The organism is Acidobacteriota bacterium, assembly GCA_028875575.1.
Taxonomy (GTDB): Bacteria; Acidobacteriota; Terriglobia; order Versatilivoradales; family Versatilivoraceae; genus Versatilivorator.
Genome location: JAPPDF010000005.1, coordinates 22747 through 37682, shown reverse-complemented (window position 1 = coordinate 37682; position 14936 = coordinate 22747). Strand labels below are relative to the sequence as shown.

12 protein-coding genes are annotated in these 14936 nt (G+C 63.6%); 8 read left to right on the top strand and 4 right to left on the bottom strand.

The features are described 5' to 3' along the window. Positions 1-60 precede the first annotated feature (60 nt). Together OXI69_01190 and OXI69_01185 are read left to right on the top strand one after the other, a co-directional pair. Positions 61-594, top strand: coding sequence for a macro domain-containing protein (locus OXI69_01190; protein MDE2664745.1), 534 nt, complete (start codon positions 61-63; stop codon positions 592-594). 27 nt (positions 595-621) lie between these two features. Then, positions 622-1368 (top strand): class I SAM-dependent methyltransferase, encoded by a 747-nt coding sequence (locus OXI69_01185; protein ID MDE2664744.1) that lies wholly within the window; start codon positions 622-624, stop codon positions 1366-1368. Between the two features lie 311 nt (positions 1369-1679). Here OXI69_01185 and OXI69_01180 read toward each other — a convergent pair whose 3' ends face one another. Together OXI69_01180 and OXI69_01175 are read right to left on the bottom strand one after the other, a co-directional pair. Then, entirely contained in the window at positions 1680-2501 is an 822-nt protein-coding gene (locus tag OXI69_01180; protein MDE2664743.1) for an OmpA family protein, read from the bottom strand. Between the two features lie 51 nt (positions 2502-2552). Then, the gene (locus OXI69_01175; GenBank protein ID MDE2664742.1) at positions 2553-3302 is read right to left on the bottom strand and encodes a sulfite exporter TauE/SafE family protein; all 750 of its coding nucleotides are present in this window, start codon (positions 3300-3302) and stop codon (positions 2553-2555) included. 328 nt (positions 3303-3630) lie between these two features. On the opposite strand from OXI69_01175, the gene OXI69_01170 reads away from it, so the two are divergent. Both OXI69_01170 and OXI69_01165 read left to right on the top strand, forming a co-directional pair. Beyond that, positions 3631-5325, top strand: coding sequence for a PQQ-dependent dehydrogenase, methanol/ethanol family (locus tag OXI69_01170; protein ID MDE2664741.1), 1695 nt, complete (start codon positions 3631-3633; stop codon positions 5323-5325). A 252-nt stretch (positions 5326-5577) separates the two neighbouring features. Then, positions 5578-6528: a c-type cytochrome gene (locus tag OXI69_01165; GenBank protein MDE2664740.1), complete on the top strand. Its 951-nt coding sequence runs from the start codon at positions 5578-5580 to the stop codon at positions 6526-6528. Here OXI69_01165 and OXI69_01160 read toward each other — a convergent pair. Further along, positions 6485-7678 (bottom strand): aspartate kinase, encoded by a 1194-nt coding sequence (locus tag OXI69_01160; protein MDE2664739.1) that lies wholly within the window; start codon positions 7676-7678, stop codon positions 6485-6487. The genes OXI69_01165 and OXI69_01160 overlap by 44 nt on opposite strands. Before the next feature lie 1342 nt (positions 7679-9020). Here OXI69_01160 and OXI69_01155 point away from each other — a divergent pair. From OXI69_01155 to OXI69_01145, 3 genes are all read left to right on the top strand, one after another. Further along, the gene (locus OXI69_01155) at positions 9021-10526 is read left to right on the top strand and encodes a Do family serine endopeptidase (protein ID MDE2664738.1); all 1506 of its coding nucleotides are present in this window, start codon (positions 9021-9023) and stop codon (positions 10524-10526) included. Between the two features lie 208 nt (positions 10527-10734). Then, positions 10735-11316 (top strand): hypothetical protein, encoded by a 582-nt coding sequence (locus OXI69_01150; GenBank protein ID MDE2664737.1) that lies wholly within the window; start codon positions 10735-10737, stop codon positions 11314-11316. Positions 11317-11327: 11 nt separating this feature from the next. Beyond that, the gene (locus OXI69_01145; GenBank protein ID MDE2664736.1) at positions 11328-12077 is read left to right on the top strand and encodes a RidA family protein; all 750 of its coding nucleotides are present in this window, start codon (positions 11328-11330) and stop codon (positions 12075-12077) included. A gap of 11 nt (positions 12078-12088) precedes the next feature. On the opposite strand, the gene OXI69_01140 is transcribed toward OXI69_01145, so the two are convergent. Continuing rightward, positions 12089-12814: a glucose-1-phosphate thymidylyltransferase gene (locus tag OXI69_01140; protein ID MDE2664735.1), complete on the bottom strand. Its 726-nt coding sequence runs from the start codon at positions 12812-12814 to the stop codon at positions 12089-12091. A 69-nt stretch (positions 12815-12883) separates the two neighbouring features. On the opposite strand from OXI69_01140, the gene OXI69_01135 reads away from it, so the two are divergent. After that, entirely contained in the window at positions 12884-14869 is a 1986-nt protein-coding gene (locus OXI69_01135) for an alkaline phosphatase family protein (GenBank protein ID MDE2664734.1), read from the top strand. Positions 14870-14936 lie beyond the last annotated feature (67 nt).

The following is a 14936-nucleotide window of genomic DNA, read 5'->3' as shown; positions in this document are numbered from 1 at the left end:
ATCCGACTCGAATGAGTCAACGGCATAGTTGAGCGCAACAGTTGTCGGGGAAGTCGCGGCATGCGAGTGAAAATCAAGGACACAGAGCTTCTGTTGCTTCAGGGGGACATCACCGAGCAGGATACCGATGCCATCGTCAATGCCGCCAATCGGGAGCTGATCCTGGGAGCGGGTGTGGCCGGGGCCATCCGACGCAAAGGGGGAGACTCGATTCAGAGAGAATGCCACCGAATCGGCGGCACCGAAGTCGGCGGGGCCGTCATGACCGGCGGGGGGAATCTCAAGGCCCGCCACGTCATCCACGCGGTGGGGCCGCGCATGGGCGAGGGGGAAGAGGACGAAAAGCTCGGCCGGGCGACCCGGACCAGCCTGGTCCTGGCCGACTCGAAAGGCCTGAAGAGCATCGCCTTTCCGGCCATCAGCACCGGGATTTTCGGCTTTCCCGCCGACAGATGCGCCCGAATCATGCTGGAAGTGACCTGCAATTATCTTTCAGGAAAGAGTCGGCTCCGGCAGGTCGTTTTCTGCCTCTACGATTCGGCCACGCTTGCTCTCTTCGAGAAGCAACTGGCCCTCTTCCGATCCAGGCTGTAGTTGGGATTTCCGACGGGCGGCGGGTAAATGATGGGCAAGACCTACCGGTGCTGTCGAATCGACCGCCGCGGATGCATCCTTTGCGGCTGCCGTGACTTCGAGCAGGAGGTTGTTATCGACGACCCCTTGGCCGCCGCCTGGGGGCTCTCGGGTCGCGAACGGCGCTGGCTGGACCTGCGGGAAGGCGATCGCTGCCGCAATTGCGGCATGTCCAAACGGGTCCGCATGCTGCTGTGGAGCATCAGGCGCCGGTGTCGGCCCGGCTCGCGGCTGAGGATTTTGCACCTGAACCAGGTCAACGCCCTGGCGCCGGCCTTGCAGAGCCTCGGCAGCGTCACCGAAACCGTCCATCGACCCGACAAGCCCCTCGGGTCCCAAATCGACGGCAGGTCCAATGAGGACATGTCCCGGTTGTCCTTCGAGGACGATACGTTCGACTTGGCCGTTCACTCCGAAACGCTGGAACATCTGCTGGACTACGGCCAAGCCCTGGATGAGGTTCGGCGGGTGTTGAAGCCCGGCGGGCTCCAGATCTACACCATTCCGCTGCTCCTCTCCCGGGTCACCCGGCAACGGATGTCCCAGGACGCCTCCGGAAGGCTGGTGTCCCACCTGCCTCCCAGCTTTCACGGCTGCGACCGAGAATTCCCGGTCATCTGGGAGTTCGGGGGCGATTACCTCCGACAGAGGGGCGCCCGCATCCGGGAAATTCACTTCGACAACTACTGGAAAAATCGCACTGTCTTTACCCTGATCGAAGGCAAGGAGGGCTAACCCGAGCTTCCTGAAGAGATATCAGGGAAGAGGCGGGAAGGGACGGACTCATTGTTGATTGGGGATCTATGCCGACTGGTTTTGCCCCAAGTCCAAAATCTACAATCCACAGAGCTTTTGCAATATTCGCAGCGTGGCAGATCAACTTGCCTGCGAACCTGAGGTTCTGTCCTTTTCAATATCCGGTGCGAACCGGTGAAAAACGCTGTCTAGGCGCAAACGTCACAATTTGTGTTCTTGTGCCTTTTGTGGCCATTCCCGGGATGCGTCCCCTGCCGAATTTTGCAAAAGGTTCCACAATCCAGAAATATCTACTGGCGAGTCCTTTGCTGGTAGTCCAGCACGGTGTCCACGATGGCGATCTCGACCCGCCGGTTCCGGGCTCGGGCTTCCGTCGAAGTGCCCTCCACCAGGGGGCTGGACTTGCCGAAGCCCTCGGCCGTGACGATGTCCGGATCGATGAAGGAGGCCACCAGGTAGTCCCGCACGGCCTTGGCCCGCCGCTCCGAGAGTTGCTGGTTGTAAGCTTGGGTGCCCACGTCGTCGGTGTGGCCGTAGACAAAGATGTGATGCCCCTTCGAGGTCAGCAGGATTCCGGCGATCTTGCTGAGCAGTTCCTTGTTGTGGGGCTTCAGGTCGGCCTTGTCGAATTCGAACTGGATGGCCTCGCTGTCCAGGTTCATGATAAGACCCAGAGCCGTGCGCCGGGTTTCCACCAGTTGGCTGAGCGCTTGCTGCATGGCGTCCAGCTTCTCGTCGCGCTCCTTGCGTATCCGGGCGGCCTCCTGTCGCGCCCGCTCGGCTTCCTGCCTGGCCTCCCTCATTTCGGCCTTCGACTTGGCGGCGGCCGCCCGCGCCTCCGAGGCCTCTTCCTCGGCCTGGGCTCGCCCCAGAGCCGCCTTGAGAGCGTTTTCCTCGGCCCGTCCGGCCTGGCGCCTGGCGCTCTCGGCGGTTTCGGCCACGGTTCTGCTCACCCGTCTGAGCCCGGCCATTTCCCGGCTCAGGTCGGTCAGCTTCAGGTAGGTAAGAACCAACAGGACCGCCACCACCGCCAAAGACAGCAGGATGGCCGCAAGTAGAACTCTTCCCGGCGTCACTTTGCGGCGGGATGAAGTGTCATGGGAAGTTTTCACGGCGGCTTTCTCCGATGAGTCCGGCTGCGGCTGTGCCAGAAATTCGGCCCTTTACTCCAGAAACCACAGCCGCAGGGCAAACAGGATGACGGTGACCGTCACCACCTTTTTGATCCACCCGTGTCCCTTGAGGACGGTGAGCCTGACCCCCACCAATCCTCCTGCCAGGTTTCCGGCGCCCAGGACGAACCCCAGAAGCCAATCGACCTTTCCCTGGCTCGCAAAGACCCACAGGGAGACGACCATGGTTGCCAGGATCACCAGCACCTTCACCGCGTTTCCCTTGACCAGGTCCAAGCCCCCCAGGGTAGTGGCCGCCAGGATGAGGAATCCCACTCCGGCCTGGACGAATCCGCTGTAAACGCCGACCACAAAGAAGGCGGCGGCAATCATCCACCAGGGCCGTCCACCGGGAGACGAGTCCAGCTTTCCCTTGAGCGGGTCCCAAAGGGTCCAGAGCGTCACCGCCACCATCAGGAATGCCAGAGTGTCCTTGAAGGCCTCATCCCCGACCCAAATAGCAACCTCGGCACCCAGCCAGGCACCAATCATCGCCGGCAGAGCCGCCGACTGGAGGCTGGTTCGCCAGTCCATCACCCCGTGTTGATGAAAGCTCCAGACGGCCCCTACGTTCTGGGTCAGGACCGCTACCCGGTTGGTCCCGTTGGCCACGGTGGCCGGCAGTCCCAGGAAGATCAGGACCGGAAGCGTCAGGAAGGACCCCCCTCCGGCCACCACGTTCAGCATGCCGGCAATGAAGCCGGCAAGCAGCAGGATCAGATAACTGCCCAATTCGACCATGAGTCGTTGCTCCTTCGGTCGGTCGCGGATGCGGCCCAAGCCCAGCATGCTACCACGAGATGGGAAATGGGCAAGAAGTCTGATGCAAGCCTCAAGAATCACTCCCCCCTTGAGGGGGAGTCGGTGAGACAAGGGCACCGCCCGCAGTCGAGCCGGAGGGGGGCCAACGCGGCGTCCCATGAGTGAATATGAGAAGTACAGCCCGCAACCTCTCCACATCCCCCCCCGTTCATTGACAGCTTCGACCCGGAAGTGTTAGTGATAGCTCCCGAGATCAGGTCACCGGGTGGACCAACACCCGTTCAACGTCCGGAAACTGGAGACCCCCATGCCCGCCAAACCCGCTTGGGCGCTCGCCGCCTCAATCCTCATGCTGTTGTCAATAGCATTGCTTCCGATCGCATCGGCCGAAACCGTCGATTCCAAGCGCCTGATCGAGGCGGCCAAGGAGCCGCAGAACTGGCTGATCTATTCCGGGACTTATGACGCCTGGCGCTACAGTCCGCTGGATCAGATCAATCGGGAGAACGTGAAACGGCTGGCGCCGGTCTGGATCTTTCAGACGGGCAAGGTGGACGGCGGTTTCTCCTGCACTCCCCTGGTGGCGGACGGAGTCATGTACATCACCACCCCCTGGAACCGGGTCTTTGCGCTGGATGCCGTCACCGGCAAGGAGATCTGGCACTACTACCATCCCGAGCCCAAGGACTTCGGCCTCCTCTACGGTCCCTGGAACCGGGGGGCGGCCCTGGGCCACGGACTGGTCTTCATGGGGACCATCGACAACCGCCTGGTGGCGCTGGACGCCAAGACCGGGGAGGAAGTCTGGAACGTCGAGATCGAGAACATGCAGCAGTGCGGGTGCAACATCACCGGCGCACCCCTGGTGGTCAAGGACAAGGTCGTGGTCGGGGTCACCGGGGGCGATTCGGCCCATCGCGGCTATCTGAACGCCTTCGACGCCAGGACCGGCCGGCGGGCCTGGAGGTTCTGGACCATTCCCGGGCCGGGAGAAAAGGGCCACGAAACCTGGAAGGGAGACAGTTGGAAGTATGGCGGCGGGGCCACCTGGATGACCGGCTCCTACGATCCGGAGTTGAACCTGATCTACTGGGGGGTGGGGAATCCGGCCGCCGACTTCTACGGCGGAGACCGGACCGGGGACAACCTCTATACCGATTCCATCGTAGCCCTGGATGCCGACAGCGGGGAGTTGAAGTGGTATTACCAGCAGATTCCCCACGACGTCTGGGACTGGGATACCGCCTACGAATGCTTGTTGGTCGACCTGCCGGTCAACGGCAAGAAGCGCAAGCTCCTGATCAATCCCAACAAGGGCGGGTACACCTGGGTCCTGGACCGGACCAACGGCGAGTTCATCGGCGCCTGGCGCTTCGTCGAAAACCTCAACTGGATCGAAGGGATCGATTCCACCGGGAAGCTGCTGGGACGGATGGAGCCCGAGGTGGGGAAGCCCACCCTGGTCTGCCCGGCCATCGGCGGGGCCCGAAGCTGGAACCACGGGGCCTACAGCCCCAAGACGGGGCTGTTCTACAACACCGGCATCGAGTGGTGTCAGACCCTCACCGTGCAGAAGGAGGACCCCAGGCCGGGCGAGACCTTTTTCGGAGGGGTGTTCGAGCTCAAGCCTACTCCCAAGGGAGACCAGGGCAGCCATCTCGACGCCCTGGATCCTGTGACCGGGGAGAAGAAATGGAGCTACTACTCCAAGTACCCCTTGCTGGCCTCGGCGGTGGCGACCGGCGGCAACCTGGTCTTCACCGGCGATCCCGAGGGAGAATTCTTCGCCCTGGATGCTGAAACCGGCAAGAAGCTGTGGAGCTTCAACACCGGTTCCGGCCACCGCGGGTCTCCCATCAGCTATGCGGTGAACGGGCGGCAGTACATCGCGGTCCCGGCAGGCTGGGGATCGGCGGTGGCCGGACTGATGCCCCAACTCTGGCCCGAGGTGGAGGACTTCCCGGGCGGAAGCGCCCTGATCGTGTTTGCCCTGCCCGAATAGGGGCCGGCCGGGGGTAAGGGGGCTCCAGTAAGAGCACGAAAGGAAAAGGAGTTTTCCACGAAGGGACACTAAGGGGTTGGAGAAGTCTCCAGAGGAATCCGCCGAAGGTCGGGAAGGGGAAAGGGTATCCGAGAACTCGCAGCGCTGGGGACGTCCCCTACTCCCCCAGCAGGCAGCAAGCTAAACTCGTGCGATTGAGGCGGCGGCTTCCTTCTTCGGCAGTTTGAGGCAGGCCCCCGCGGGAGCGAAGAGATGGTCGGGTTTGTCGGAATCCTGGTGCTGGCGGGTGCTCCTCTGTGGGCGCCCTGGCCCCAACAGCCCAGTGTCGATCTCAAGGACCCGGCGGTGATCGGAGCCGGCCGGACCCTGTTCGCCCGGAGTTGTTCGGTCGGCTACTGCCATGGAGCCGAGGGTCGGGCCGGCGGCGGCCCTCGCCTGCGCGGCAAACCGTGGGAGCCGGGCTACCTCTATCGGGTGACCGCGGAGGGCATCCCCCGGTCCTCCATGCCGGGATGGAAAGAGAAGCTCAGCCAGGACGAGATCTGGTCGGTGGTGGCCTACGTGATGTCACTCTCCGATCCGGAGCAGTCCGGCGCCGCCGAGGTGGCCGCCGCGGCCCTGCCCGCACCGGACGCGCAGGCAGGGGGGTTGCAAGAGACCCCAAGTCTGCCGGAGCCGGAGCCTGAAGCCGGGAAGGCATTGGTTGGACTGACGGGCGAGCCCGACAAGGGGCGGGAGCTGTTCTTCGATGCGGCCGACGATTTCAACTGTGCTCAATGCCACCGCATACAGGGGATGGGGGCTACAGTCGGTCCTGATCTCAGCGGGCTGGCGGATCGCCCCGCCAACGAGATTCTGCGGGACATCGTCCTGCCGGCGTCCCGGCCTTCAAGCCAACCAGCCGTCTTCAAGCTCACCACCGTGGCCGGGGAACATCTGACCGTCCTGAAGGCTGGCGAGGGGAAGCAGCGGATCCGGTTCTACGACATCACCGAGCTGCCGCCAGTTCGGAGGAGCATGAAGCGAGATCAGGTTCAGTCCCTGGAGCCCCAGCCCGGTTCCCCCATGCCTGAAACCTACGGTCAACGCTACACCTTGAAGCAGTTGCTGGACCTGGTCAGTTTCCTGAAGACCTCCAAATCCGGACACGCTTCCACAATCACTCTGGAAGATCTCTTGGTGGACGGCCGAGGGTCTCGATAAAGGTCCGGTGCAAGGCGGCGGTGAGGGGGGTAGTCTTGTCCCCCGTCACCAGCAGCGTGATTCGCTGAGGCGAGGTTTCCACGCCCAGTACTTCCATCCCCGAGCGCCTGGCCGTCTCCAGCGCCCGCCCGGCGGCGTCGGAGTGCAGGCCTTCTCCGACCACCGACAATCCGGATATCCCTTCCTGGAGAGTCAGGCGCGAGCCCAGCCCGCGGGTCAGCTCGCTTCGAAGCGACGGCCATTCGGGAAACTCGTTGGCGGCGACCACGCAGATGGTCTCCGTTTCCGCGCCTCCCCGGCAGGGCCGGAAGGGCAACCCCAACTGCCCGAGCCGGGTCTGCAACTCCCCTTCGGTCCCCAGGAGACCCAGCCGGGCCAGATTCTCCGCAACCGTCACACCGCAGGCCGGCAAGCCGGTTCCCTCACTGGAAACCCGGGAGTGGCCTCCCTCCCGGTGGGCTGCGCTGGTGAGGATGGTGACGCCGGTCTTGCGGGCCCACTCGACGGCCTGAACGTTGAGAACCTGGGCTCCGTGGGTGGCCAGTTCCAGCATTTCTTCGTAGGAGATTTTCTCCAGCAGAAAGGCTTCCGGCACCCGTCGCGGATCGGCCGTGTAGACGCCGTCCACGTCCGAGCAGATCTCGCAGTAGGAGGCGCCCAGGGCCGAAGCCAGAGCGACGGCGGTGGCGTCGGAGCCCCCGCGGCCCAGGGTGGTGATCTCCCGCCGGTAGGACATCCCCTGAAAGCCGGCCACGATAACCACCTTGCCTCGAGAGAGCTCGTCCTGGATGCGCACCGGGCGCACCTCGATGATCTGGGCGTCCGAGTGCCGGTCGTTGGTGATGATTCCCGATTGGGAGCCGGTAAAGGAGATGGCTTCCAGCCCCCGCTTCTGAATGGCCATGGCCAGCAGCGCCATGGCGATGCGCTCCCCGGTCGAGACCAGCATGTCCAGCTCGCGCCGCGGGGGCGTCTCCGTTACCTGCCGGGCCAGGGACAGCAGGTCGTCGGTGGTTCGGCCCATGGCCGACACCACCGTGCAGATCCGATCGCCCCTGGCTGCGCTCCGGGCAATCCGGTCGGCCACGCCTTCCAGCCTGGGGAGGTCCGCCACCGAGCTTCCGCCGTATTTCTGCACCACTACGTCCATGACCGGCCTCCTCCGAGGCCTTATATCACAGGGGACGGGACGGCAGCCACCAGCTCGGATTTCTGACAAAGGGTTGCACCGGTGAGACGGGTGGAAGGAGTGAGGGTGGGTTTGAGCGTCATTTTGGAGCGGTGGTGCGTTTCGTGACGGGTGTTTCCAAATCGTCGCGTTCGCGGCTCTACTGGAATCCCCGGCCCGTCGCCTGGTAATCCAATTAGACAAAATTTCCTGTCCCCCCGCAGTGTCGTGGGTTAGGGGAGAGCTGCGAATGCTGCGGTTGACGTGGGTTACCCGGCGAGACGCCTCCTACGGGCCATCCTTAAAGAGCTGCGTAGCTGCGACTCAGGGTAGCCCCGGGTGTCAACCCGGGGTCGTATGGGGTCTGCGCCAACCCAGCCGCGAAGGCGGCGAATTAGAAGCCGCGTCCCCGAACGCACAACCTCTCCAGAACGACACCGCCCCACGTCGCTGTCAATGGGCATCGAAATTTACAGGGTTTTGGGCGCTGAAAGCGCCAGGGGCAGCGGGCCGGGATGGCGCTTCTAAATCGCCGCATACGCGGCTACGTGGGCGGCGTCGTTCCGGAAAAGCCGTGCGTTTCGGGACGGGTGCTCTCTATTCGCCGCCTTCGCGGCTAGGTTAACGCAAAACCCATACGACCCCGGGGCTGACGCCCGGGGCGCGGGTAGCGTCCTTTTGGAGAGACATTGCGTTTCGGGACGGGTGCTTCTAAATCGCCGCCTTCGCGGCTAGGTGGGCGGCGTCGTTCTGGAAAAGCCGTGCGTTTCGGGAGGGCGCTTTCTATTCGCCGCCTTCGCGGCTAAGTTGGCGCAAAACCGGAACGCCCCCGGGCTTCCACCCGGGGCTACCCTGAGCCGCAGCTTCGCTGCTCTATAAGGATGGCCTGTAGTAAACGCTTCCGTGGATAACCACGTCAACCGCAGCTTCGCAGCTCTCACCCAACTCACGACACTGCAAGGGGAAACGTGCTTGTTAATTGGAATATTCCCCCCGGCGGCAAGCCGGAGATTCCAGTCGAGCCGTGGGCAAACCTCGCTTACGGGAGTTGGGCCGCGAATGCGGCGACAGCAATCCTCGTCTGCAGAATCGGCGCAAATGGCGGCTCCCATCGTGCCAAAACGGCGCGTTTGGCCGGACCCGTCCATTCCGTGCTATCGGGGAATCATCTCCATAACACCATAATAATAAACAGTTTATTCTCCCTGAAATTTTCTGGAAGGCTTTGGCACGCCGTTTGCTCTAAACCCGGCCGGAGTGTGAATGGCTCCCTGAGAGCCAATCCGAAATTCAGGAAAAACCTGGAGAAAGGGGACAAGGATCAATGAAAGCCAACAAGTTCATCGCCGCTGGAGTGATAGCAGCTGCCCTGGTCGTCGGGCAGGTTGCCGGGAGGTTGATGCATCAGCCTCTCGGCGCCGGCCCGGCGCCGCCGGCCGCCACCCTCAATGTCCCGACGGCCGCCGAGCTGTCTTCCCGCTTTTCCGAAGTCTCGGACGCGGTCGACCGGGCCGTGGTCAACATCAACACCGTGGTGAAGCACCGCTTCCGGCTGCCACGCCGGGGAGGCGGAGGGGGACGACAGTTCCAGGATCCCTTCGACTTCTTCAACCGCTTCTTCGGGGGCGAACTGCCGCCGAGTCGAAGCCAGAAGCGCGAGTCCCTGGGCTCGGGGTTCGTGGTCGACCCCAGGGGGTATATCCTCACCAACTATCATGTCGTCAACGGCGCCGATGAGATTCGGGTGGAACTGACCTCGGGCGAAGAGTTTCCCGCCAAGGTCGTAGGCGGTGACAACTTCACCGACCTGGCAGTGATCGAGATCGATGCCGGGGAACCGCTGGAAGTCGCCAGGCTGGGCAATTCTGACGGCATGAGACGGGGAGACTGGGTCCTGGCCATCGGCAGCCCCTACGGCCTGGAGCGTACCGTCACCGCCGGGATCATCAGCGCTACCGCTCGGCCGGGCCGATCCCACTGGCAGCGCTTTCTGCAGACTGACGCCGCCATCAACCGCGGCAATTCCGGCGGGCCGCTGGTGAACCTGGCCGGAGAAGTGATCGGGGTCAACACGGCCATCCTGAGCGCCTCCGGCGACAACTCGGGAGTCGGCTTTGCCGTTCCCTCCAACACGGCCATTCGGGTCTACAATCAGCTCATCGAGCATGGCCGGGTCACCCGGGGAGCCCTGGGAATCAGCATGCAAACCGAGGCCAGCTCCCAGGCCCTCAAGGCCCTTGGAGCTAGCGACGGCAAAGGCGTCATCGTCCAGCAGGTCCGGCCCGAGGACGGCCCTGCCGATCGGGCGGGGCTGCAGCCCGGCGATGTCATCGTCGGATTCAAGGGACGGAAAATCGGTGAGCCGGCCGACATCTATCCCTTGCTGTCCGAAACCTCCCCCGGAGAGACGGTGGAGGTCGAATACATCCGGGACGGCAGCAAGCGGACGGCCAGGCTGACCGTGGGCGACCGGGCCGAAGTCTTTGCCGAGGAGCAGGTGGCCGAGTCGGGATCGGGCCTGGAGTCCGACAGCCTGAAGCTGGGCCTGCTTGTCCAGAGCCTTTCCCCTCAATGGAAGCGCCACCTTGGCGCTGGGGCCGAGGGGGTGATGGTCGTGCAGGTGGAGCCCGGGAGCGTCGCCGACGATGCCGGCCTGAGGCCGGGGGACGTCCTGGTGGAGCTCAACAAGGCAGTCGTTTCCACTCCCGGACGGCTTGCGAAGCTGGCTGGAGAGCTCCAGCCGGGCACGGATGTCCTGTTTCTGGTGAAACGGGGCCAACCTGCCACCGGGGAGACGGTCACTCTCTACCTGGCCGCCACCCTTCCCTGAATCCGCGCGCATTCAACGGTCCCCGGGCCCCGCCCGGGGACTTTTTTTATGCTAGGATAGCCCTGTGGCGGCGGCCTGCTTGAGTCGGACCTCATCTCTGCCAGGCGCCGCCCCAATTCCTTTTGGTCGCAGGACTCCCACAGGCTGAATCGAAGGCGGCGGTTCCGCGGAACCGCGATCGGGCTGTTCGGCGCATCGGGCCTCTGCAATGGATTATCGCGCTGACCTGCTTTACCCGCTCAGAGAGTGCTACGAGCGAATGGGGGTGGAACCGCCTTCGATCTCCTGCCTCGACGTTGAGGAGATGCCTCAGCCCTACCGGAGGCTACTGGTTCACGACCGGGATATGACTCCGACCCTGGAGGCGGCATTTGGCCGGCCGATCCAACTGCGCGTCATGCAACAGTGGATATCCGGGGAGCTGCTGACACGCCAGGTTCTGCTGGTGCTGGACCGGGAGGAGACTCCGGTGGTGTTCGGGGCCATTCGGATTCACCTGGATGCTTTCCCCCTCCCGGCAAGAGAGGAGATCCTGCAAGGACACAGGCCCCTGGGGGCCATTCTCCACCATCACCGGCTGGCGCACCAAAGCCGCCCCCAGGCGTTCATTCGAGTCGCAGCCGACGGTCCGATCAGCCGGGCGCTGCGGGGGCCGTCCCCGGGAAGCCTTCTCTACGGGCGGCTCAACCTGCTTCGAAGTCTTCAAGAGGAAACACTTGCAGAAATTCTGGAGATATTGCCCGCCCTGCAGGAGGGCGGCGGTCAAGGCTTGCGTATTCAATCCAACTGAGGGAGGTGGCCATGCTTGTCAATCATCCTGGAGGGAACTATCTCTTTGCGCCGGGAGGAGAAGCCTTTTCGGACGGAGTGGTTTCCGCGCCGGGCTACGAGATCGTGCGCGTCACGCTGAAGGAGTTGCTGCCCTGGCGGCAGGGTTTCGATCTCATCGATGCGTTTCTGAAGGAGCAGAGGAGGCCGCGCCAGGCGCTCTGCGCCATTGAGCTGCGTTGCGCCCGCCCCTTCACAGCCGAGGGCTTCAGCGAATTCAATCAGGGGTACCGATCCCTGGTGACCGATTGGCAGATCCTGGTGGACGGGGTCAACCCCATGGCCAGAACCAACGTAGCCCCGGTGGTGGGTCCTCCCACCGAGACCTCGCTGTTTGCCTTCGCCTTCACCGCTCCGGCACCCGGTCTGCAACGGTCCACCTTCGTGGCTGCCGGGGCCGGCGAAATTACCGTCTCACCCGAAGGGCAAAGCACCATCGTCCGCCGGGGAGACACCTCGGCGGAGGCGATCCGGGAAAAGAACGCAGCCGTGATGCAGATATTGGATCAGCGTCTGGTGGATCTGGAGAAGGACTGGTCTCAGGTGACCGGGGTCACGGTCTATACCGTGTTCGACATTCACCCCTTCATCGAGGCGGAAATTCATTCCCGGATGGGGCCTGCCAGTCTGCGCGGCCTGCAGTGGCACTATGCCCGCCCGCCCGTGGTCGACATCGACTATGAAATGGACCTTCGGGGGCACGCCCGCGAGATCTACTTGTAGGTGGCTGAGACTCAGTCCGTCGGGCGCCGGGTCACCACGGTGGTGGTCTGGTTGAGCTTGACCAGGCTGTCGGCCGGGGTGTAGCCCTTGCGGAGCGCCACGTTGGCGTAAATGAGAGTGCGTGGACCCACCAGGCAGCCCGGGTGCGTGACGCAGTTGCAGCCGGTCTGGACGTCGTCCCCCAGTATGGCGCCCAGCTTGGTGAGGCCGGTGTCGTAGGTCCGGTCGTCGATCCGGATCTGCAGCGTGGGCCGCCGGCCCGTCTCGGGGTTCCTGGCGCTGACAAGGGTGAGATTGGAGAGCTTGGTGCCGGCTCCCAGGTTGGCTCGCTGTCCCAGGATGCTGTCTCCCACGTAAGCAAAATGGGGGGCCTTGCTCTGGTTCAGCAGAATGGCGCCCTTCACCTCGCTGCTGTGGCCGACGACGCAGCCGTCTCCGGCGATCACCCCGCCGCGGATGCAGGCGGCGTGCCGGATCCGGCAGTCACTGCCGATAACGGCCGGTCCGGCGATGTAGGCGCCGTCTTCCACCACGGTGCCGGGGCCGATGCGGATCCCGGTTCCATGGAGGGTGGCGCCCGGGGAGATTTCTCCCTGGATATCCATGGTCCCGGACGGAACCAGGGCTTCGAGGCAGGCCTGTAGCCGCTTCAACGCGTCCCACACCCTATCGCCCCGGCGCCAGAGATCCCGGTGCTCGAATTGGGTCAGGTCGAAGAATTCGGTTGGATCGGTCACGCTAACTGGCCCCCGGCGTCGTGACGGGTAGTATAACTCAAGCGACCGGGCACCCCAACGAGGAGCACCATGGCTTCATCCGGATGCGGCAGGCTGCCCGACGGTCGGCGGCGACGATGGGCATGGCTGCCCGGTCTGTTCCTGCCCCTGGCGCTGACCTGCTGCCAGTCCGGCCCTCCCGCCGGAACTGCCGACAACAAAAGGGTAATCGTGCTGGGCATCGACGGCATGGACCCGGTCCTGTTGGCTCAGTTTGTGGAGGAAGGCCGGATGCCCAACTTCGCCCGCTTCATGGACGGAGACCATTTCCGCCCCTTGCGGACCAGCATGCCTCCTCAGAGCCCCGTTGCCTGGTCCAGCTTCATCACGGGCATGGATCCGGGCGGGCACGGAATCTTCGACTTCATTCACCGGGACCCGGACACCCTGTCCCCCTATCTGTCCACCTCCCGCAGCGAGGAAGGCGCTTATGCCCTGTCTCTGGGATCCTGGAGAGTGCCGCTCTCGGCGGGCCGGGTGACGCTCCTGCGCAAGGGCAAGGCCTTCTGGGAAATCCTCGGCCGCCACGGAACGCCCTCCACCATACTGCGGGCGCCCGCCAACTTTCCGCCTGCCGGCGAGGCCGCCCGACAGCTCTCGGGTATGGGAACCCCCGATCTTCAGGGGACCTACGGCACCTTTTCCTTTTACACACAGGATCCCGAGCTTCACTCCGGAGAGATCTCCGGCGGTGAGGTCATTCCTCTGACGGTTCGCAACCAGAGATTCCAGGCCCGAATAACGGGGCCGCCCAATCCCTTCAGGACGGATGTCGACCAGGCCTGGACGAGCTTTCAGGGAACTGTCGATCCCGAGGCCCGGGTGGTGCGGATCGAGCTCGGAGGCCGCCGGTTTCTGCTTCAGGAAGGGAGTTGGAGCCAGTGGGTCGAGATCGAATTCGAACTGGTGCCCTTGCTTCACAGCGTACGGGGGATCTGCCGCTTCTATCTGAAGCAGGCAGCTCCTCACTTGCAGATCTACGTCACTCCGGTCAACATCCATCCCTCCCATCCCGCCCTTCCCATCTCCCATCCGGCCGACTACAGCCATCGATTGTGCGAGCAGATCGGCCTCTATTCCACGCTGGGCATCCCCGAAGACACCAAGGCCCTTTCCTCAGGGGTCCTGGACGAGGAAGAGTTCCTGCAGCAGGCGGACTCGGTCTTCGAGGAAGAGCTGCGGATGCTGGAGAACGGTTTGAGCGACTTCCGGGAGGGCTTGTTCTTCTTTTATGTGGGCCGGCTGGACCAGATCTGCCACATGTTCTGGAGCGCCATGGATCCCCGGCATCCGGGCTTCCAGCCGGATTCACCTCATGCCGGGACGATCCGCGACACTTACCTCGAGATGGACCGGGTCCTGGGTCGGATCCTGGAGGAGGTCGACGATCGCACCACCCTGCTGGTGATGTCCGACCACGGATTTGCCCCCTTCTACCGCGCCTTTCATCTGAACAGCTGGCTCCGGCAACAGGGCTACATTACCCTGATACAGGGCTTCGAGGAAGGCATGCTGAGAAACGTCGACTGGAGCCGGACCCGGGCCTACGGATTCGGCTTCAACGGCCTCTACCTCAACCTCTACGGAAGGGAACCCAGGGGAATCGTCCAGAAAGGAGCGGAAGAGGAGGCGCTTCTCCAGGAGATCACGACCCGGCTGCTGGAGTTGCGCGATCCGGAATCCGGAGAGGCGGTGGTGGCCCGGGTGCACAGGCCGGACTCGATCTACAGCGGCCCACTGCTGCGGGAGAGCCCCGACCTGGTTGTCGGCTACCACCGCGGCTACCGGGCGTCCTGGGAGACCACCCTGGGCAGGTTTCCCGAGGCGGTGCTGGAGGACAACCTCGACAAGTGGAGCGGGGACCACCTGATTCACGCCGAGGCGGTCCCCGGGATCCTGATCAGCAACCGCAAGATCCGACTGGAAAAGCCGGCCCTGACCGACCTTGCTCCCACCATCCTGGCCGAGTTCGGCCTTCCCCCGGATCCGGCCATGGTCGGCCGCCCGCTGTTTTAGGCCGGCTTTCCAAGCAGTGTCGGCGCTCAATCCAGGAAGCAAATCAGGGAAAAGCGTTATTCACGAA